The following is a 19,592-nucleotide window of genomic DNA, read 5'->3' as shown; positions in this document are numbered from 1 at the left end:
GGAACATGAGTGTTTGGGGCAAATTGATCACTGCGTTCAAGGGCCATGCCAATGACGCGGCCGAATCCATTCAGGATGCGAACCTGATGACAATCCTGGAGCAGGAAGTTCGCGAGGCCAAGCAGGCGATTTCTGCGGCCAAGGACGAGAAGGCCCGCATGGTGGCCAACCGCAAACTGAAGGAAAAATCGGTCGCTGAATTGATGACCGAGATTGAACGTCGCACCGAAGCTGCGCGCACCGCGAAGGCGCAAGGCGACGAGCCGTTGGCGGTTCAGATCATCGAAAGCATCCTGAAATTGCGTGACAAGGCCGAGTCCGATCAGGCCCTGTTTGATCAGTACAAGTCCACCGAAGAGCGTATGGACAGCACCATCCGCCAGTCAGAAAACAAGATCGAGACGCTTCAGCGCAAGATGGAAAGCGCCAAAGCAAACGAAGCTCTGATCAAGGCGCAAAAAGCTGCGTCCACGAATACCACTGCCTCTGACGGGAAACTGGCAAGCGCCGTCGACAGCCTTTCCAGGCTCGAGCAGCGTCAGGCCGAGCAGCAGGCTATTCTGGAAGCAGCTGACGAGGAAGCCCGGCTTGAAAGCGGCGCTGACCTGGAAGCAAAGATCAAGGCCTTGGAAAACCCTCAGCGCAATGATGTTCAAGCGCTGCTGGAAAAACTCTGATCCGCCATCTGAAATGAAACGGTTAGAGCTTCCCGAAAGACCCGGTTGGAAAGAAGAGGCTGAGAAGCTCGGCTTCGGCTTTCACACCATGTATGGCGCGCCTTACTGGGATGAAAGCAGGGCCTATTCGTTCTCGCTCAAGGAGATCGAGGACGATATTGAGGATCCCTCGCAAGAGCTATATGGCATGTGCCTGGAGCTTGTGGATCGGGTCGTTCGGGATGATGCGCTTCTACAGAAGATCGCGATCCCGCAGGACTACCGGTCCTGGATTCGACAATCCTGGGAAGCCGAAACGCCTTCGCTCTATGGTCGTTTCGACTTCTTTTATAACGGCACGGGTCCGGCAAAACTGCTGGAGTTCAACGCGGACACCCCCACGGCTCTTTATGAGACCGGTTTCTTTCAATGGATGTGGCTGGAAGAACAGATCAAGGCAGGCGTGCTGCCGGAAGACACCGATCAATTCAATTCGGTGCAGGACCGTTTGATTGAGCGGTTCGCGTCCATGTTCGCGCCGGGATTCCATATTCATTTCGCCTCCTCGAAAGACCAGGACGAGGACCGTGCGACGGTTCGCTATCTGGAAGACTGTTCAAAGCAGGCAGGTCTGATCCCGCATTTTGTCGCGGTTGAGGAAATCGGTGTTGACGAGCAGGGACGGTTCGCAGACAGCGACGCTTTTGTCATCGATGCACTGTTCAAGCTTTATCCTTACGAAGACATGTTCCGTGAGGATTATGGACCGTATTTGCCAGGCGCTCCCGTGCAACTGATTGAACCTCCGTGGAAGGCGATACTTTCAAACAAGGCAATTTTGCCGCTCCTGTGGGAAATGTTCCCTGAGCATCCCAATTTGCTGCCGTCCTTCTTCGAGGGAGAAGCAGATGACGCGTTTTTGGCGGAGCCGTATGTTCGCAAGCCGTTTTTCAGCCGCGAGGGTGCCAACATTACCCTGCGCGGGCTCGGCGATGAGGAGTTGACGACACCAGGAGCCTATGGCGCTGAGGGGCATATTCTCCAAGCTTACACGGAGCCTCCGAAGTTCGGGGATGACTATGCGATGATCGGTTCCTGGATCGTTGGTGGTCAGGCTTCAGGCATTTGTATCCGTGAGGACCGGCATCCGATCACGCAGGATCTTTCGCGCTTTGTGCCACATGTGATCCAGGAAAACTGACGCGTGGGAGCGGGTATTGAAGAGCATTGTTGCAACGATTGATATCGCGACCGGCAGCGAAACCATTATTCTTGAGGCTGAGCGCCACCTGGAAGCACCAAACTGGTTGCCCGACGGTGACACGCTGGTGGTGAACGGGAACGGTCGTCTCTACCGACTGCCAATTGGCGCGCCTTCACTCATTGAAATCGATACCGGATTTGCAACGGCTCTCAACAACGATCACGGTTTGTCGCCTGACGGGCGATTGCTTGTCATCAGTGATGCATCCCGAACGCCCGAAAGCTGCATCTATACGCTTCCGGTCGGTGGCGGTCTGCCAGTGCGTGTAACATCGAAAACGCCCTCGTATTGGCATGGATGGTCACCCGACGGCCGGACCCTGGCTTTTGTCGGCAAGCGCGAACAAACGCGTGGCACTTTCCAGGTGTTTACATGTTCGGTCACCGGTGGTGAAGAAACGCAGCTGACAAGAGACTTCGACCATTGCGATGGCCCGGATTATGCGCCGGATGGCAATTGGATCTGGTTCAACGGTGAAAAAGACACCGATGTACAGCTTTGGCGCATGCGACCGGACGGATCGGAGCTTCAACGAATGACGGCAGATGAACGGGTCAATTGGTTTCCGCATCCTTCGCCCGACGGCCAACATGTCGTCTATCTCGCCTATGAAGCGGGAACGTCAGGCCACCCGGCCAACAAGGATGTGGAACTGCGTCTGTTACCAGCCGGGGGCGGAACACCCAAGACACTGCTCGGACTTTTTGGCGGACAAGGGACGCTGAATGTTCCCTCCTGGGCACCGGACAGTCGCCGGTTCGCTTTTGTCAGATATGAATCTTGAGTGGTAACACGCGCTCAAATAACTTGAATTTTAGAGTCATATTTATTATTCGAGCGGCACCACGAAATTCGAACCCGGAGAGATAATATGTTCATCGCCATGAACCGTTTCGCTATCAAGAACGGTCAGGAAGACGCTTTTGAAACGGTCTGGCGTGAGCGGGATTCAAGGCTGAATGACGTCCCCGGATTTCAGAAATTCCATTTGTTGAAGGGGCCCGAGGACGAAGAAATGGGCACCACGCTTTACGCGACTCATACGGTCTGGAACAGCCGTGAGGACTTCGTCAACTGGACCAGGTCGGAGCATTTTCGCGCAGCTCATAAAAACGCCGGCACCAACAAGGGCCTTTATGTCGGCCATCCTCAGTTTGAAGGCTTTGAACCGATCCTGAGTGAATGAAACTGTGGCCTCTTAGGGGGCTTTCGAATAAAGGCGGTGCGCAGTTCCGGGCACCTCCAAACCACTAGTGCATACGGTTCGTCAGCTGCCTTCGCCAAGGCCGTCAAATGCCGCCAGTGCTTCGGCTCCATAAATCATCGAGGGGCCGCCGCCCATATAGACGGACACGCCAATGACTTCGAGGATCTCGTCGCGGCTTGCGCCAAGGCGAGCCGCCGCGCGGGCATGATAGGCCAGGCAGCCGTCGCAGCGCGCAGTAATGCCGATGGCAAGCGCAATCAGTTCTTTTGTCTTTGCGTCGAGTGCGCCGGGTGCGGTGGCAGCCTTGGCAAGTGCGCCAAATCCTTTGGCAACCTCAGGCACACCTTTGCGAACTGCCGCCATGCGCTCGTCCGTTTGCGCGACAAAAGCTTCCCAATCGGATACGGCCATCTCGTTTCTCCTAAGGTTTGGACTTTCTGTTGGAGAAACCTAGGCTTGGGGCGGTGAGGGGGCGTTGATGTGGCGCAAACTGTGCGCCGGTGTCAGCCTTTTGCCGCGCTGGTCAACAGGCGCTCAATTTCTGAGGTCAGTTTTCCTGACGTTGGCGCGGTCGGTGTTGCAAACCAGGCAACCAGCTTGCCGTTCGAATCAATCAGATACTTGTGGAAGTTCCAGTAAGGCCTCGCGGTGACGCCCAGCTCTTTGGCTGCCCATTGGTAGAAGGGATGAGCATGTTCACCTTTCACAGCCGTTTTCGCAGTCATTGTGAAGGTCGCGCCATATTCAGCCTCGCAATGCGTCGCGATTTCATCGTTCGTGCGCGGTTCCTGACCGCCGAAATCGTTGGACGGAACACCCAGCACAACAAGTCCCTGACCTTCATAGCGCTCGTGAAGCTCTTGCAGGCCCGAGAGTTGGCCGCTGAACCCGCACTCGGTGGCCGTGTTGACAATCAAAACGGTCTTTCCGGCAAATTCTTTCAAGGAAAGCGGCTCGCCGAATGCCATTTCGAACGTAAAGTCGTGTGCTGAGTTGATTGGCTTTGCCGAAGCCGCGTGACCGTCAAACGGTGGTGTGAAAACCGTTCCGATCGACACCAGTGCGGCCGTCGTCGTCTTAAAAGCTTTTGTCTTGAGAAAAGCAAGACTGGGACGACGGGTCATTCTTGTCTGGTCCTTGCAAGAGCGGTTGAGGTGTCTATCCGGCGGTTCACGACTAGATGCCTGATTTACGCAGTTCCATTCAACTTGGTTCACGGCCGGTTGCTGTTGACCCGTGAGCAGAAGAATTCAGGAAGATCATCATGGTTCGGAATTCAGGCCTGAAATCCGATTGTCGGCGACATGCGTAGGGGTCTTTGAACTTGAAGACAGATTAACCGGAACGGACATATGCCCAATAGCAGCTGGAATGGCATTCGAACGGCCCTTGCCGTTGTGGCCGCAACATTTATTCCGTCACAGGCTAGCACAGCAGAGGTTCCGGAAGCCTGGGCCTGGAAGCACCGTGTGATCGTTGTATTCGCGCCGCATCCTGAAGACGTAGATCTGATTGCGCAGCGCCGCGCATTTGCACGCATTCAGGAAGGATTTGAAGAGCGGCATCTGGTCTTGGTGGAAATCGTTTCCGGGACAGCAAACACTGTGATTGGACCTGACCTCAATGTTTCCGGATCTGGCGTGAGGAACTATGCGCGCAAGACCGATGAGCAATTTGAAGTCGTGCTCTTCGGAAAAGACACCGGTCTCAAACTGCGCTCTACCAAGCCTGTGTCAGCGAATGCAATCTTCGCACTGATCGACAAGATGCCGATGCGGCGCGATGAAATGCGTCGCCAGGCGAATTGAGACATTGCGCTTCTCAAACGTTGCGCCAGGGACCGGGAGAAATTTTCTGATGAAGACAGCTAAAAGCGCAACTGGTCTTACAAACCCGAAAGATCCGGCGACCGTGCCGGTTGCAGCGCGATGGTTAGGCGGAACCGGCGCGATTCCGTTTGCAGGCCTGGCATTTCTTTGTGTGTTCGCACCTGAAAACTGGTCAAATTGGGCTGCTCAAGCGATGGCTTTTTACGGCGCAGTCATTCTGTCTTTTCTCGGAGGCATTCAATGGGGGCTTGCCATAAGTGACGCCAGCTCGACCGACAATCAAGTCACGCGTCTCTCGCTCAGCGTCGTTCCGTCCCTGATTGCCTGGGCCGGGTTGCTGCTGCCCTTGTCAACCGGTTTGCTGGTGATGGTGGCAGCCTTCGCTCTTGTGCTTTACCAGGACGTTTCGGCTTCACGGTCTGGAGACGCACCCTCCTGGTACCCGAAGCTGAGAATGCCATTGAGCCTGGTGGTCATGGCTTCGCTGCTGGTTGGTCTGCTGGGCACGTTGATCTGAGGTTCGACTGTCTCACGGGGACATGCGTTTTGCGCCGGGCGTTGTCCAAGCTATGGATGGGTTTGAAACGTTGACTGGTCATGGGCAATCCCGCGCCAGACCAAGGAAAAAATTCGCTCCACTTCGTCTTTGTCGATGCCCTGGCGGCCCATCGCAACGCGTCGCGTGAGCGTAATCGCCGGCGAAGCAAGTACGGTCTCGATGGTGCGTACACTTGCTTTCACAAGCGTGCCATCGTCGATCCCTTGCTGAATTTCAGCCAGGACTTCGGACATGAGCCGCTTAAGATCTTCATTGTCGCTGGCCTGAATTCGCGTTTCGGTGCTCATCAGCTCAACCATCTGAAAGTCCCGAGGTGCGCGAAAGCCATAGTCGACAAGGGCGAACCACATGGCCCGCAAACGATCGGCTGTTTCCTGGTGTTGTGCAGCAGCCGACATCATCGCGTCATGTATGTCGCGTTTGACGTCGAGGAAAACCGCAAACAGCAGCTCGTCCTTGCTTCGGTGATACCTGTAAATGGTCCCGACGCTCAGACCGGCCCGCGCAGCAATCTTGTTGACGGAAACGGCTGTCGAGCCGATTGCCGCCACCTCGTCAACGGTTGCCTTTCGCAAATCCTGAGGTTTGTCACCTGTCTTTGGTCGCGCCAAATGTGTCTCCTGAAACTCACTATCCCCCTACTTACCAATCCGGATCGATTTGCACCATGGATTGATTTTGCCGGTCCATATTGACAATGAGCAATTGCTCATTAATTAAAGGTGCTACTGGCGCACATGCTGCAAGCCCTGCATCCGCAACGGACCAATGGATGCTTTCACTCGCGGCTCTCGCGGCATGATCTGAAGATGTTTTGGTCTTGTGCGTCGAATGCCCGTCACTTTTCAGGAACACCTGCCATGTCCAAAGTCATTCTCATCACCGGCACATCCACGGGTCTGGGTGTCGAAATCGCCGTACAGGCTGCCAAGGCGGGGCACACGGTCTATGCCACGATGCGCAACCTTACCAGGCGGTCGACCCTCGATGCCGCAGCTGAAGATGCCGCCGTGTCGCTGCAGGTGCTGCAGCTGGATGTCCAGGAAAGTGCAAGCGTCAACGCCGCCGTCGATCATGTGATAGCTGCCGAGGGGCGGATAGACACACTGATCAACAATGCCGGTGCCGGATACGTGCGCACCACGGAACAGGCGAGCGAAGAAGAAATCAACTGGGTGATGGACGTCAACTTCATGGGCGTCGTCCGATGCACCAAAGCGGTCATCCCGCATATGCGCAAAGCGCGCAAAGGACACGTCGTTACTGTTTCCTCGGTTGGCGGCCTGGTCGGTCAGCCGTTCAATGAGATCTATTGCGCTGCCAAATTCGCGGTCGAAGGATTTACGGAAGCTTTGGCCAGCTACGTGTCGCCGAATTTTGCCATCGATTTCACGACAGTAGAGCCTGGTGGAATCCAGTCCGAATTCGCGGCCAATATTATGAAGCAAATCGAGGAAACAGGCGGCATGCTGGAGGATGAATATCTACCCATCCTCCAGAAATACATCGGTAGCGCGCAGGATAGAGCCGCAGGTGGCGACATTTACCAGACAGCGGAAAAAGTCGCGTCAGTGGTCCTTGAGTGTGTCGAGGCAAATGAGCCGCCCATTCGAAAGCGCACGTCCAGTTGGGGGGAGGAGTTCACCCGTTTCAAGACGGCAACTGATCCAGACGGACGTAAGCAACAGGCCTCTGTGATTGAAGAACTTTTGAACTGAACGCCCGGGCGAGGGGCCGGACTTCCAACTGACTTTGGCACTCACACCTTACAGATCACCGGTCATCGGGGCCGGCAGAGGTATTCCTTACTTCACGGGTGGATTTGACCAACCGGGAGCCTTGAAAGGTGTATGAAGTGCGCGCTTCACCAGCTCAAGGTGGTCTTGCCCGTAAAAGGGGTCGCCATCAACGAAATAGGTCGGTGACCCGAATACGTTTTTCTCCTGTGCCCAACGCGTGTTGGCTTGCAGCCAGGATTGCATTTCCGCCGAACCGGCCTTTGCAAGAAGCGCATCAGCATCATGCCCCAGTGAGGTGGCAAGTGCCTTTAAAGCTGCCAGATCCGAAAGATCCATATCGTCACGCCAATGGGCTTCGAGTAGTCCATGTGCCATGGCATCCGTTTGCTGACCGGTTTCGCCAAGTGCAAGGATCATTCCCGAGGCAAGGCTATAGTCAGCATCATGCCGACTGGGTCGGTAGTTGATGATGGGGACGTTTCGGAACTCGGCCCATCGTTCAATTTCCCGCCCAAAAAAATAGTCGACATGCTGTTGCGTCCGCCCCCGGAACGAGGGCGCTCGCTGTGCATCGATCACTGGTGAAAGCAGAATCGGTCTGTGGATCAGTGTGACGGAGTTGTCAGCGCAAATCCGCAGCAGCTCCGCTGAACCGAGATAGGCATAGCCGGAGTGAGCGGAATAGACATATTCGATCGTGGCCATGGGCTGAAAGAAACTCGCTGAATGTGCGTTGTTGGAAACTGCAGAATGCCAACACTCTGGTTGATTTCCGGAAATTGCAAGTCCGGCGAGCTGTTGAACGGCTCACAAGTGCGACAGCATGCGGTTGAATGATCGCTGTTACACAGCGGCAACTTCTCAATCGGTCGCCGGCCTGGGCGCTGATTGCATACCCGCATTGCATCTCAGCAACTGGAATTCCGGCAAAGGCATGCCGACATAAGACCCTTCCGATGTCCCGGAAACAAATGTTCTGTCGCGTTGAAGGCAAATTTGATGGACCGCCTGAAGATGTGGCTTCCGGGTATTGCAGGATGGAGAAAGGAGAAGACGATGACACCGACGTTCAATATGCGCACCAAAGATATGCCCGCAGAAATGCGTCTTCTGCTGGATGATTATCCAAGGGACAGCTGGGAGACACATCCTGGCTTCAAGGACAAAACCAGGCACTGGCTGGGCGCTCACCAGATGTTCCGCAAGTTGGGGGAGCTTGTTCGCACTGAAACCGAGGTGTACCTCGGCAAAGGACGCTCTTCCGATGACTACGCAGGCCGGTTGTCATATTACGGCAATGCGCTGGTCGCAAACCTCCATGGGCATCACACCTGGGAAGACAGGAGTTATTTCCCGGAGCTCTCCGTTGCCGATCCCCGCTTTGATGCAGGCCTGGAAATCCTGGAAAAGGACCATCACGAACTGGACCGCGTCCTGGATGAGTTTACCGAAACCGCCAACAGGACCATCAAGCTGAGCCAGCTGGATGAAGCGCAGGCGCGCGAAGAAGCTGGTCAACTGCACGGTCTTGCCGAAACAATAGAAGCCTTTCTTGTCCGGCACCTGGCGGATGAAGAAGAACTCGCAGTGCCGATCATCTTGCATCATCGGCTGCGCGGATAAGCAGCCACTTGAAAAAGTGGTTCGTCCTTATGAGACCGGCGCGGCAATGGCCGCGCCGGTTTTTTGCTCGGATCAGTATGGCGTCAGCCGAGTTGGCCGCCGTCATCCCGTGTTACCGCAATGACGGCAGACCGTGGGACACTGTCACCGCCTTCAGGCCAATGCGAGTCACCGCGTTCGCCGGGGTGCTGAATGCCGACGAAAAGCGTTTTACCGTCGCTGGACATTGCCGCACCGGTCACTTCGCATTCCTTCGGGCCAACCAGGAACCGCTTGATCTCGCCAGTTGCGGGATCACCCACAAGCATCTGGTTGTTTCCATGTCCGGCAAAGTCCTCTTCATTGGAGTAATTGCCGTCAGTCTGAATCCACAAAAGACCCTTGGTGTCGAAGAACAGCCCGTCCGGCGAATTGAACATGTTGCCTTCATTGATGTTCACTGATCCGCCATAGGCATCCTGGTGAACGGTCGGGTTGCCTGCCAGCGCAAACAGGTCCCAGGTGAAGCTGTCGCTGGTATGGTTACTGCCTGCAGGCCACCATCGGACGATCTGCCCATAGTGGTTTTCCGCACGTGGGTTCGGGCCCATCGCCGGAGTTGGGTCTCCACCCGCGTTGGGCTTGATTGCGCGGTTCTTGTTGTTGGTCAGAGCGCAATAGATCTCAGCTTTTTTAGGGTTGGCTGCAACCCATTCCGGCCGGTCCATGGTTGTCGCGCCGACAGTAGAGCCGGCGGCACGGGCATTGATCACGACCTCGGCAGCCGACGCCATACCAGTCGTCTCTGGCGTCAGCGCCAGCCATTGACCGGTGCCGTCGGGATGGAACTTCGCCGCATAAAGCGTTCCTTCAGCCAGCAGATCTGAATTGTCTGCACCTTCGGCATAAACGCCGTCGGAAATGAAACGGTACAGGAACTCGCCGCGTTCATCGTCACCCATGTAAACGACGATGCGCCCGTCTCCATTGACCACGACTTCCGCGTTCTCATGTTTGAACCGGCCCAATGCAGTCCGCTTTTTGGGTATTGACGACGGGTCTGAAGGGTCGATTTCGACCACCCAACCGGCACGATTGGCTTCGTTCGGGTGTTTGGCAATGTCGAACCGGTCATCGATCTGGGCCCAGCCATAGCCCCAGTCTTCGACGTTGACCCCGTAGCGCTTCTGCGCATCGGTTCGTTCGATATCAGGATCGGATGAGGAGAAGTAGCCGTTGAAGTTTTCCTCACAGGCAAGATAGGTGCCCCAGGGTGTGCGCCCGTTGCCGCAATTGTTCCATGTGCCCTTGGACAGCGTCCCGGCAGGGTCAGCTTCTGTTTGCATCGAGGCATGACCGGCCGCGGGGCCCGTAATTTCCATTTCGGTCTGCGGTGTGATGCGTCGATTGTATTTGCTGTCCTTGACCAGAGCCCAGCCATTGTCGCTCTTGGCGATTTCGATCACAGAAACGCCGTGGGCCATCATGCCCTTCAGGACATCATCATCCGTTTCCGACTTTCCTTCTGGACGATTGCCCCAGATGATCTTCCGGTTGGTATATTCGTTGTTGTTGACCAGGACCGATGCGTCGCCGAGCTCGAAAAGCGCCATGCCATCGATATTGTCACCATATGCGCCGGCCTGGCTTTCGCCGTTGCCGCGGGTCGCATGGTCGAATTCGGCAACGCCGGAAAACATCGGGTCACCCCAGCGAATGACCACGTGGCTGGAATAGCCATCTGGCAAGGTGATGTCGTCAAGCGTGTTGGCCGCCACCTGGTTGAAGCCCAGGCGGGAATTCTGTGCCGCGACCTCTCCGGAGCCAAAGACGGATGTACCGAGCACGAATGATCCGGCGCCAAATGCCATGACGCCCCCAAGGAACCCACGCCGGGACAGGGCCTCGTCGACCACTTGGTCGAATTCGGTCACTTCCGGCGGCGGATTGATGGCCTCGTCAAATTCGTCGAATGACTGTTCTTGTTCTTCAAATTTTGTCACGATTTTCTCTCCCTCAGTTTGGCTGCGCCGAGCCGTCATGCAACTGCCTACCAGGAAAATTGCAATCATAGGTAGCGAGGCCGTCGGCCAAAGCCGATGATGGAAGACTAGGCGATCAATTATCGCTCATCAATCAGGGAACAAAAGAAAATTAGTCGGCTCAATTTCCGCACCTGGTTCCTCAGGCAGGAATTGCGGTGTGTGCGCAATCAAGTCTTTCAAAATGGCGGCTGCGCTGCAGGCGGAGAAGAATTGTGTGATGTAGAAGACAGACAGAGCCTCACTGCCACGGCAATTTAGCCTCGCCGGTTCTCAGAGATCTGATGCCGGTCACCACACCGAAAAGGGGTCAAATGCGGGGGCCAATTTAGGGAGAGTGAATGTGGCTGAGTCCTTTTTCCTGCCATACCATTACGTAGATCATCTCACCAGTCCGGGTCTCCAGACCAGCGCGGGTCCTGTCAAGCTGAGCCAGTATCTTTGCAAGGATCGCGGCAATGGCGGCAATGACAGCGCGACCAGTTTTTACAAGAATTTCAGATGGATCAAGGATGCCAGCGGCATCAACCTCAATCAACATGTCGGCGGCAAGGCGATTGATCTTGCGCTGAAGGGTCAGGGAAATGACAAGGCTTTCGTGAAGATCTGGAATTTCATGCTCAAGAACAAGGAGCTGATGGACAAATACAAGGTCGACGTCTGCGGCCGTGCCAAAAAGGACGGCTCCAAGGATGTCGAGCAGACCGGTAAGATCAAGAGAATGTATTTTGACAAGATGTCGGACCGTGCAGCGTTGCAGCAGATGGTTCAGGACCGCTTCTTCGGCATGGACTGCATTGGCTTCATCGCCAATTTTCTAATCTACACCGGCGAGTGGGACAAATACTACGGCGTCTCACCAAAGAACTATCCAAAGCACGTCGCCAAGATCAACATTGATGACGTCCACGAAGTGAAGCCACTCGATTTCATGGTCTGGAACGGTCATGTGGCAATTGTCGACTGGGTCTGGAACAAGATCGACGAGAAGAGCGTGCGCATCGACATGTGCCAAAGCTCCAGCGGTGGTCCGCAATGCAATGAATGGGTCATCCTGAAGCAGACCGGCGGTAAGGGCATCAACGGTGGAATGGAATTCACCATTCTTGGTGGAACACCTGCGCCTCCGGTTCGCGGCAACCTGACGATCTGGCGCCGGGAAGGTTTCTGGTTCTAGGGTCGGCTCGCAAAGGTCAGATGACGTTCGCAGAATCGCGGGTCTTTGTCGCTTCACCGAGTATCTTCAGGTGCTCGGGTTCCAGCTGGCTGACGTTGAAGCGCATGAAGGAAGACTTGCTCTGCGATGCGCTGAAAACGTTGCCCGGAGCGAAAACAGCCCCTTTTGTCAGAGACACGCGTGCAACGGTTGCAGCGTCAATCTGGTTTGGCAATTCGCACCAGAGATAGAAACCGCCGCGGGGCTTTACCCACGGCTTCAGTCCCAATGCACCAAGTTCATTGGTCATTTGGGCGCGCCGTTGGTCGAGCCTGGTTATCAGGGCTTCCATGTGTTTTCTGTAGCTGCCATCGGTCAAGGCCGTGTGCAGAACTTCGCTCACCATGGGGCTGGGGCCGCCAAAATTGGTCGCAACCTGCAAATCCGTCAGGGCTTCGATCCAGTCCCGTCGAGCTACGATATGGCCGCAACGCAGAGAGGCCGACAGTGTTTTGGAATAACTGCCGATGGTCAGGACACGATTGTGACCGTCGAGAGCCGCGAGGCGTGGAGAAAGCGCCGGTTCAAATTCGGAGAAGATGGAATCTTCCACGATGATGAGATCATGTGTTTCGGCAAGTGACATGACGCGGTGCGCAGTCGCGGCCGAGAGCGTTGCCCCTGTTGGATTGTGAAGCGCTGAGTTGGTAAGATAAAGCCGCGGGCGCTTGTCTTTCAGGGTGTCCTCCAGAGCGGCCAGATCAGGGCCCTTTGGCGTATAAGGAACACTGACGATCTTGATTTGGTGGGCCCTCAGAAGGGCATGAAAATTGAAGTAACAGGGGTCGTCGACCAGAACCGTGTCCCCTGGACTGAGCAAGAACCTGCACACCAGATCCAGAGCTTGCGATCCCGAGTTTGTCAAAAGAATACAGTCCGGATCCACGTCGTTACTCTGATCGTGAAGCTTGCGGGCAATAAGATGTCGCAAGTTTCGGTGCCCCTGAGCGCTGCCGTAGTCGGTCAGTACGTTATTATTCGCGCGGGCGACCTGGCGCATGGCACGGCGCAGTGCATCGACCGGCATCCAGTCGCTTGGCAGCCAGCCGCACCCGGGCTTGGTCAGTTCGTTTTCCGTGTCGATCGATTGTCTTGCGACCCAAAGGGAATCAACTTCACGGTCCAGCTGCGGACCGGTTTGGGAAACGGCAAAGGGCTGAGCCTTGTCGGCGACAAAAAAACCGGAACTGCGCCGCGCCCAAATGGCACCTTCTGCCGCCAGAACGTCATAAGCCTCCACGACTGTCGACGGAGACATGTTCAAAGTGGAAGCAAGTCCGCGAACGGATGGCAGCTTGTCTCCAGGTCCAAGTGTTCTGGACCGGATCCTGCGGTTGATGTGTTCCACGACAAGATTTCGGCGTGTTGCTTTTGTCACCATCAGCTCCGTTGTATGGCTTACTAAACCAATACAGTTTTTAAATATTGTATTGATCTGTATCTGCCTTTGCTGATCCAATCCACCTACAAATCCAAAAAAGGATTTGTCGCGATGAACTCTTCATTTTCCGGTTGGGGCAGCGGTTTGCTCGGTGTGCTGATCTTCAGTGGCTCGTTGCCGGCGACGCGAGTGGCCGTGAGTGGTTTCGATCCCTATTTTTTGACAGCTGCGCGCGCAGTGCTTGCCGCCGTTCTGGCGTGTCTCCTGCTTGGACTGATGAAGCAACGGCGGCCGTCTGTTGCTGATCTGAAGTCGCTTGCGATCGTTGCAATCGGTGTGGTCATCGGCTTCCCGCTTTTGACGGCCCTTGCGCTTGAGCACATCACTGCGGCGCATTCCATCGTGTTCATTGGTTTGTTGCCTTTGACGACGGCCGCGTTCGGGGTGATACGGGGTGGTGAACGACCCGCACCCCTGTTTTGGTTTTTTTCGATCCTGGGCAGCGCGGCAGTCGTTGGATTTGCCTTGTCCCGGAGTTCAGATACCTCTCTGACCGGTGATGTGTTCATGCTTGCCGCGATTGTCGCGTGTGGCTTGGGCTATGCCGAAGGTGCACAACTTTCGCGCCGGCTGGGTGGCTGGCAGGTGATATCCTGGGCCTTGATCCTGTCACTTCCTTTCATGGCAGGTCTGGCGGCGGTCACGTATCCTCAGTCCTTCGCTGATCTGGGGCTGCCGGTTTGGCTGAGCCTTGTCTACGTGTCTGTCTTTTCAATGCTTGTCGGTTTCGTTTTCTGGTACAGGGGCCTGGCAATCGGCGGGACTGCGGGCGTTGGGCAACTGCAGCTATTGCAGCCTTTTTTCGGCCTGATCCTGGCCGCCGTATTGTTGGCAGAACCTATCGCCCCCTCCATGATCGCGGTTACGATACTGGTTGTCATCTGTGTCGCGGGTGCGAAACGGTTCGCATGACGGGTCCGGCCGATATGTCAGAACCCAAAAACTGAAAACCTGCCTTCCAGGCAGCTCAACGCATATTGAACATGCACGCGACACTTTCTGATGTCGTCTTTGCTATCTTGCAGATGCGAATCGGCTGTCCCTGCGGCCATTCGGCTATCGTTAAGTCTCGGTTCAATCTTCAAACAAAGGGCAACAAATGTCTTCTCCAAAACCACGTGTGGGCGAACGTCTCGAGGAAATGAGCTTTCCGGTGCTCGGGCGTGAAGGTTCGATCACCGTCGGGCAACCCAAAGACCGTTGGACCATGTTGTTTGTTTATCGCGGCAAGCATTGCCCGCGCTGCAAGCGATTCTTGAACAAGTTGAACGCTGCATTGGATAACTGGACCAATGTTTTGGACGTTGTGGTTGTTTCGGCCGACAGCGAAGACAAAGCGCGGGCTGACCAGCAGGAATTCGGCTGGAATTTCGAGCTTTGCTACGGAATGAGCGAGGCGCAGATGCGCTCACTTGGCCTTTATGTTTCAGAGCCTCTCTCGGAAGCTGAAACTGACAAGCTCTTTGCTGAACCCGGCAGTTTCGGGATACGACCGGACGGCACGTTGATGCTGGTGGATATTTCCAACGGGCCGGCGGCGCGGCCCGACCTGGAAGAGCTGCTAGACGGAATGAAGTTCAACATCGAAAACAACCGCCCGGTTCGAGGAACCGCGTAGCCTTCGATCACAGCACTGAAGATTTCATCCATCTACCAGTGACCTGGCCAACCTATTGGATTTGCTCAACGGGCCTGGCCGGGTCCTGTTTCCACGTTGAAAAGGATCCATCAAACAAACGTGCCTCGCTTCCAAGTTCGGTCAATCCAAGCAGAGTGACGGTCGCGGCATAGCCGGATCCGCAAGTCGCGATAACTGGAAGGTCTCGCCATTGAGGCGACTTTTCATCAAACACGTTTGACAAGGCACCGCGGTTCAGAAAAAGACCGGTCTCGCTGTCCAGGAGTTCCGAAAACGGGATGTTCAATGAACCTGGAATATGTCCGGTGCGCGGGTCCTCTGCTTTCCCGGCAAACCCGGCGAAGCCACGTGCGTCTATGACGCAGGATTTTTGGTGGCTTTCGATGAAGTCTTCTAGGCTTGTGCGCAAATCGCTTTTTTGAACAGGTTCAAAGTCGCCTTGTGACGTATCTGGTTTGTCGGTTGCCACAGGTTTCTGCAATGTGGTCCAACGGGTCCAGCCTCCATTGAGCACACGGACATTTTCAAAACCCCAGTACCGCATTGCCCACCAAATGCGGCCTGCGAGCATATGGTTGTAGTTGTCGTAGAGAACGACGAGGTCAGTCGCATTGATGCCAAGGGCCTTGAACGCGCTTCGGGCTGCATCCCGACCCGCGACAGATGCAAGAGGAAGAGCTTCGCTCTGATCGATGAATTGGCTGGTCCAGTCGAGAAAGGCTGCACCGGGAATGTGGCCTTGTTCATAATCCTCCGGCAACGCCCTGGCCGGGCTGCTCCAGGTTCCGCGCACGTCGAACAGTTTGAGACCCGGTTGCTTCAAAAGAAGTTCAAGTTCTTCGGTTGAGATAAGCGGTGAACCCCGCGCAATAATGTCTCTCTGAAGGTCGGTTGGTGACATGGCGAGGCTCCTTAATCTGGTTGTGCTATCTGGCACCAATTCAGTCTGCCAGCAAATTCAGATCAAAGGCGTGAACGTCATGCAGCAGTTCCACAAAGCCGCGGGCTGCGTGGTCCAGAGACTGGCGTCCCTTGTCGGCGGTCGCGATGGAAGCATCGCCAACAGTACCGTTGGAATTAAGGTCTTGGGCCTTCCAGCCGAACGCATGTGGTCCATGAGCGCGCAGGTGTGTGAACTCAGAAACGAATTGCTCCTGCGCGGACCGGAAGTTCTGAGCCTTGTCCATCTTCACCAGTTCAGGATGAAGGTGAAGCATGATGGAGGTTTCCACGTCGCCGCCATGTATTCCAAAGGTGAGTTCATGATCCGGGAAGACGCCTTCGGGCTGTCCAAAATGCGCCCAGGCAGTGCCAACGGCCAGCATTTTGTGCCGGATCCTGAGTTCTCGCGTCAGGATGGCCACCAAAGGCACATTCCCTCCATGAGAGTTTACAATCACCAATTTTCTGATCCCGGCGCGGGCAATGCTGTCGCCGAGTTCCATCCAGGCCCTGAGCGCTGTCTCCCAGCCAAGGGTTAGCGTTCCCGGCGAGGATATGTGTTCATTCGATTTGCCGACCGCCTGCACGGGCAAGAAGGTTGCGGGAACGGTTTCCGGGATAAGATCCATCACTCTGTGGACTTGACCCTGGGCAATCGCCGTATCGGTATAGACCGGCAAATGAGGCCCGTGCTGTTCAATTGCAGCCACCGGAAGAACGGCAATCCAGTCCTCGACCGACGGAGCCTCAAAATCGGTGGTGGTCATGTCTTGCCAATTGAGTTTGGGCAGCATGAAGGTTCTTCTCCTCAGTTCCTTCTGAAGGCATTTCGCACACGTTTAGCAACAAAGCGTGTCAGGGCGCCGCGGCAACAATCTCAACTTCGACCAGAAAGTCTTCGCGCGCAAAACCCGAAACAATCATCAGTGTCGATGCCGGGGCAGGTTCGGAAATGAAACCGTCCCTGACGCGCATATAGCCAGGCAAGTGGGCGCGGTCGGTCACATAGGCATTGATCCGCACCACATCCTGCAATGTCATGCCGGCAGATGCCAAGATCGCCTTTATATTTTCAAAACAGAGCGTGGTCTGACCCTCAATGTCGGCTGGGATCCGGTCATCGGCTGCAATACCCAGTTGACCCGAAGCGAACAGCAGACGATGCCCTGCAGGGATCTCTACAGCATGGCTGTAGCGAGCAAAGGGGGCACGAATTTCAGGTGGTGTGTGCGTGCGTTTCAAATGACTTGTCCTCACGTCAAAAACCGAAAGCTATCGCGGCGATCGCCTGCGTGCAATTTCCGCAGTTGCGTATTTTAGATGCCATTGCTCAAATAGAGGGCGCGATTAACTTTTGCGCTGACAATGGTGCAGCAATGTGCAAGTCTTTACGGGCTGCTCAGACAACCAACGGGCAGCACGACAAGCGGGCCAATGTTTTTACGCGACGGCTCACTTCCTGCCTGTTCCGCTCTCAGGGCTTTCGAGCACAGCGGCAGAGCATTCGGCCCGTCGTGGGCAGTTTGACCTGCTTGGTGTAACGAAAACGGGGAACGCGGAAATGGGATTGTCTCGGAACTTAGGACTTGCGACGCTCGCCGTCATGGCGTCGACAAGCGCGCATGCGCTTGAAAAAGTGACCTTCGGTACAAACTGGGTCGCTCAAGCAGAACATGGTGGTTACTACCAGGCGGTTGCCGACGGCACATTTGAAGCCTGTGGCATTGAAGTGGAAATCAAGCCTGGGGGCCCGCAGGCCAACAACCGTATTCTGTTGCCGGTCGGAAAAATCGACTTCCTGATGGGCGGCAACATGCTTCAGGCATTTTCTGCGATTGAGCAGGGCATTCCAACCACCGTTGTGGCGGCTCATTTCCAGAAAGAACCACAGATCCTGATGACGCATCCGGGTCAGGGCTTGGATACCTGGGAAAGCCTCAAGGACATAAACCTCCTGATCGGCAAGGGTGGCCTCAATTCCTTTTATCAGTGGATGAAGTCAGAGTTCGGTTTCAAGGACGAACAGGTGCGTCCTTACACCTACAATTCGGCACCGTTTCTTGCCGACAAGAAACTGGGCCAGCAGGGTTATATTACGTCTGAGCCCTATGCCATCGAGACGGAAGGCGGCTTTGAGCCCAACATCTTTCTGATCGCCGATTTTGGCTATGACACCTATTCGACAACAGTGGAAACCCGGACCGAGCTTGTGGAAACCAAACCGGAAGTCGTCAAATGCTTTGTCGACGGTTCGGCTATCGGCTGGGTCAATTTCCTTTATGGCGACAATTCCAAAGCACTGGAAATGATCAAGAAGGACAATCCTGGCATGACGGACGGTCAGCTGGCCTTCTCGATCGAGAAGCTGAAATCCTACGGCATCGTTGACAGTGGCGATGCGCTCACAATGGGCATTGGTGCCATGACGGATGAGCGCAACAAGTCCTTTTTTGAAAAAATGGTCGCCGCGGGTGTTGTCAACGGAGACGTCGACTACACGAAGTCCTACACGCTTGAATTCGTCAACAATGGCGTCGGTCTGGACCGCAAAAAAGAGCTGACCGGGAACTGATCAGGACGCTTTCGTGACACACATGAAAAATGCAACCATGGCCGGACAATTTTGAAATGACGGCCATGGTACAAGCAAATATGCAAATAGATACGGGTATTGGACAGCCCATTGTTTCCCTCAAAGGCATCTCAAAGACCTTTTCCAACGGGACGGTGGCACTCAACAACCTGTCGCTCGATATTCGGCAAGGGGAATTTGTTTCCCTTCTGGGTCCCTCGGGGTGCGGCAAATCCACCGCCTTGCGGATCATCACAAGCCTGACGAGCCCAAGCTCGGGCAGGGTTGAGTGGCCGATGGAAGAATCCAGACAGAAGGACCACGAACTCAGCTTCGTTTTTCAGGAACCAACCCTCATGCCCTGGGCGACGGTCTTCGGGAATGTCTGGTTGCCGCTGCGCCTCAAGGGGGTCTCGAAAAAAGCCGCCTATGATGAGGTGATGGAAGCGCTGAAAGGTGTTGGTCTCGACCAGTTTGCGGACAGTTATCCCAGGGAATTGTCGGGGGGCATGAAAATGCGTGTCTCGATTGCGCGCGCCCTCGTGACAAAGCCCAAGCTCCTTTTGATGGACGAACCGTTCGCGGCACTTGATGAAATAACCCGCTTCAAGCTCAACAACGATCTTCTGCGTTTGTGGGAAACCTTCGGCTGGACGGTCATTTTCGTGACCCATTCAGTGTTTGAATCCGTTTACCTCTCCAACCGCATCGTCGTCATGGCAGCGCGGCCCGGACGTGTCGTCAACGATATGGCCATTGATGCGCCTTATCCGCGGGACGAGGATTTCAGGACATCACCCGTCTATAGCGGTTTCTGCCGAAACGTTTCTGAAGCGCTTCACGAGGCCATGAAATCGGGAGATCACCTCTGATGAACTGTCTGA

Annotated in this window: 22 protein-coding genes; 13 read left to right on the top strand and 9 right to left on the bottom strand. The window is 55.2% G+C overall.

Annotated elements, in window-relative coordinates:
- Positions 1-5: 5 nt before the first annotated feature.
- The 4 genes from Q0835_RS14230 to Q0835_RS14215 all read left to right on the top strand — a co-directional run bounded on the left by Q0835_RS14230 (position 6) and on the right by Q0835_RS14215 (position 3,106).
- Positions 6-677 (top strand): PspA/IM30 family protein, encoded by a 672-nt coding sequence (locus Q0835_RS14230; protein WP_298818956.1) that lies wholly within the window; start codon positions 6-8, stop codon positions 675-677.
- A 13-nt stretch (positions 678-690) separates the two neighbouring features.
- Positions 691-1,857, top strand: a complete 1,167-nt coding sequence (locus tag Q0835_RS14225; RefSeq protein WP_298962236.1) for a glutathionylspermidine synthase family protein — start codon at positions 691-693, stop codon at positions 1,855-1,857.
- Between the two features lie 16 nt (positions 1,858-1,873).
- Positions 1,874-2,704 (top strand): hypothetical protein, encoded by an 831-nt coding sequence (locus Q0835_RS14220; RefSeq protein ID WP_298962231.1) that lies wholly within the window; start codon positions 1,874-1,876, stop codon positions 2,702-2,704.
- Between the two features lie 87 nt (positions 2,705-2,791).
- On the top strand, positions 2,792-3,106 hold the full coding sequence (locus tag Q0835_RS14215; protein ID WP_298962228.1) for an antibiotic biosynthesis monooxygenase: 315 nt from the start codon (positions 2,792-2,794) through the stop codon (positions 3,104-3,106).
- Positions 3,107-3,187: 81 nt separating this feature from the next.
- On the opposite strand, the gene Q0835_RS14210 is transcribed toward Q0835_RS14215, so the two are convergent.
- On the bottom strand, positions 3,188-3,538 hold the full coding sequence (locus Q0835_RS14210; protein WP_298962225.1) for a carboxymuconolactone decarboxylase family protein: 351 nt from the start codon (positions 3,536-3,538) through the stop codon (positions 3,188-3,190).
- Between the two features lie 92 nt (positions 3,539-3,630).
- Positions 3,631-4,251 (bottom strand): glutathione peroxidase, encoded by a 621-nt coding sequence (locus Q0835_RS14205; protein ID WP_298962222.1) that lies wholly within the window; start codon positions 4,249-4,251, stop codon positions 3,631-3,633.
- A 228-nt stretch (positions 4,252-4,479) separates the two neighbouring features.
- Here Q0835_RS14205 and Q0835_RS14200 point away from each other — a divergent pair, with 228 nt between their 5' ends.
- Both Q0835_RS14200 and Q0835_RS14195 read left to right on the top strand, forming a co-directional pair.
- A complete protein-coding gene (locus Q0835_RS14200; protein WP_298962219.1) occupies positions 4,480-4,935 on the top strand; it encodes a DUF4174 domain-containing protein in 456 nt (151 codons plus the stop codon).
- Positions 4,936-4,984: 49 nt separating this feature from the next.
- Entirely contained in the window at positions 4,985-5,473 is a 489-nt protein-coding gene (locus Q0835_RS14195; RefSeq protein WP_298962216.1) for a DUF3429 domain-containing protein, read from the top strand.
- Between the two features lie 50 nt (positions 5,474-5,523).
- On the opposite strand, the gene Q0835_RS14190 is transcribed toward Q0835_RS14195, so the two are convergent.
- Positions 5,524-6,126: a TetR/AcrR family transcriptional regulator gene (locus tag Q0835_RS14190; protein ID WP_298962214.1), complete on the bottom strand. Its 603-nt coding sequence runs from the start codon at positions 6,124-6,126 to the stop codon at positions 5,524-5,526.
- Positions 6,127-6,375: 249 nt separating this feature from the next.
- On the opposite strand from Q0835_RS14190, the gene Q0835_RS14185 reads away from it, so the two are divergent.
- On the top strand, positions 6,376-7,233 hold the full coding sequence (locus Q0835_RS14185) for an SDR family oxidoreductase (protein WP_298962211.1): 858 nt from the start codon (positions 6,376-6,378) through the stop codon (positions 7,231-7,233).
- Positions 7,234-7,320: 87 nt separating this feature from the next.
- Here the strand turns inward: Q0835_RS14185 and Q0835_RS14180 are convergent, their stop codons facing one another.
- Positions 7,321-7,959 (bottom strand): DsbA family protein, encoded by a 639-nt coding sequence (locus Q0835_RS14180; RefSeq protein WP_298818975.1) that lies wholly within the window; start codon positions 7,957-7,959, stop codon positions 7,321-7,323.
- 351 nt (positions 7,960-8,310) lie between these two features.
- On the opposite strand from Q0835_RS14180, the gene Q0835_RS14175 reads away from it, so the two are divergent.
- Positions 8,311-8,877 carry a hemerythrin domain-containing protein gene (locus Q0835_RS14175; protein ID WP_298962208.1) on the top strand — a complete coding sequence of 189 codons (567 nt, stop codon included), beginning with the start codon at positions 8,311-8,313 and terminating at the stop codon, positions 8,875-8,877.
- A gap of 83 nt (positions 8,878-8,960) precedes the next feature.
- On the opposite strand, the gene Q0835_RS14170 is transcribed toward Q0835_RS14175, so the two are convergent.
- Complete coding sequence (locus tag Q0835_RS14170) at positions 8,961-10,898, bottom strand: PhoX family phosphatase (RefSeq protein ID WP_298962205.1); 1,938 nt, start codon at positions 10,896-10,898, stop codon at positions 8,961-8,963.
- 343 nt (positions 10,899-11,241) lie between these two features.
- Here Q0835_RS14170 and Q0835_RS14165 point away from each other — a divergent pair, with 343 nt between their 5' ends.
- Positions 11,242-12,075, top strand: coding sequence for a hypothetical protein (locus Q0835_RS14165; protein ID WP_298818980.1), 834 nt, complete (start codon positions 11,242-11,244; stop codon positions 12,073-12,075).
- Between the two features lie 16 nt (positions 12,076-12,091).
- Here the strand turns inward: Q0835_RS14165 and Q0835_RS14160 are convergent, their stop codons facing one another.
- Positions 12,092-13,492 (bottom strand): PLP-dependent aminotransferase family protein, encoded by a 1,401-nt coding sequence (locus tag Q0835_RS14160; RefSeq protein ID WP_298962203.1) that lies wholly within the window; start codon positions 13,490-13,492, stop codon positions 12,092-12,094.
- Between the two features lie 114 nt (positions 13,493-13,606).
- Here Q0835_RS14160 and Q0835_RS14155 point away from each other — a divergent pair, with 114 nt between their 5' ends.
- Both Q0835_RS14155 and Q0835_RS14150 read left to right on the top strand, forming a co-directional pair.
- Positions 13,607-14,467, top strand: a complete 861-nt coding sequence (locus Q0835_RS14155; RefSeq protein WP_298818983.1) for a DMT family transporter — start codon at positions 13,607-13,609, stop codon at positions 14,465-14,467.
- A 187-nt stretch (positions 14,468-14,654) separates the two neighbouring features.
- On the top strand, positions 14,655-15,173 hold the full coding sequence (locus Q0835_RS14150; RefSeq protein WP_298962200.1) for a redoxin domain-containing protein: 519 nt from the start codon (positions 14,655-14,657) through the stop codon (positions 15,171-15,173).
- Between the two features lie 52 nt (positions 15,174-15,225).
- On the opposite strand, the gene Q0835_RS14145 is transcribed toward Q0835_RS14150, so the two are convergent.
- The 3 genes from Q0835_RS14145 to Q0835_RS14135 all read right to left on the bottom strand — a co-directional run bounded on the left by Q0835_RS14145 (position 15,226) and on the right by Q0835_RS14135 (position 17,378).
- Positions 15,226-16,095 (bottom strand): rhodanese-like domain-containing protein, encoded by an 870-nt coding sequence (locus Q0835_RS14145; protein ID WP_298962198.1) that lies wholly within the window; start codon positions 16,093-16,095, stop codon positions 15,226-15,228.
- Between the two features lie 40 nt (positions 16,096-16,135).
- Positions 16,136-16,930 carry a creatininase family protein gene (locus Q0835_RS14140; protein WP_298818989.1) on the bottom strand — a complete coding sequence of 265 codons (795 nt, stop codon included), beginning with the start codon at positions 16,928-16,930 and terminating at the stop codon, positions 16,136-16,138.
- Between the two features lie 61 nt (positions 16,931-16,991).
- Complete coding sequence (locus tag Q0835_RS14135) at positions 16,992-17,378, bottom strand: RidA family protein (RefSeq protein ID WP_298962196.1); 387 nt, start codon at positions 17,376-17,378, stop codon at positions 16,992-16,994.
- 319 nt (positions 17,379-17,697) lie between these two features.
- Here Q0835_RS14135 and Q0835_RS14130 point away from each other — a divergent pair, with 319 nt between their 5' ends.
- Positions 17,698-18,708: an ABC transporter substrate-binding protein gene (locus Q0835_RS14130; protein ID WP_298962193.1), complete on the top strand. Its 1,011-nt coding sequence runs from the start codon at positions 17,698-17,700 to the stop codon at positions 18,706-18,708.
- Positions 18,709-18,764: 56 nt separating this feature from the next.
- Positions 18,765-19,580 carry an ABC transporter ATP-binding protein gene (locus tag Q0835_RS14125; protein ID WP_298962190.1) on the top strand — a complete coding sequence of 272 codons (816 nt, stop codon included), beginning with the start codon at positions 18,765-18,767 and terminating at the stop codon, positions 19,578-19,580.
- Positions 19,581-19,592 lie beyond the last annotated feature (12 nt).

Source organism: uncultured Roseibium sp. (assembly GCF_947499295.1).
Lineage (GTDB): Bacteria > Pseudomonadota > Alphaproteobacteria > Rhizobiales > Stappiaceae > Roseibium.
The sequence above is the reverse complement of the archived record's forward strand: the minus strand, read 5'-3'. Positions and strand labels throughout refer to the sequence as shown.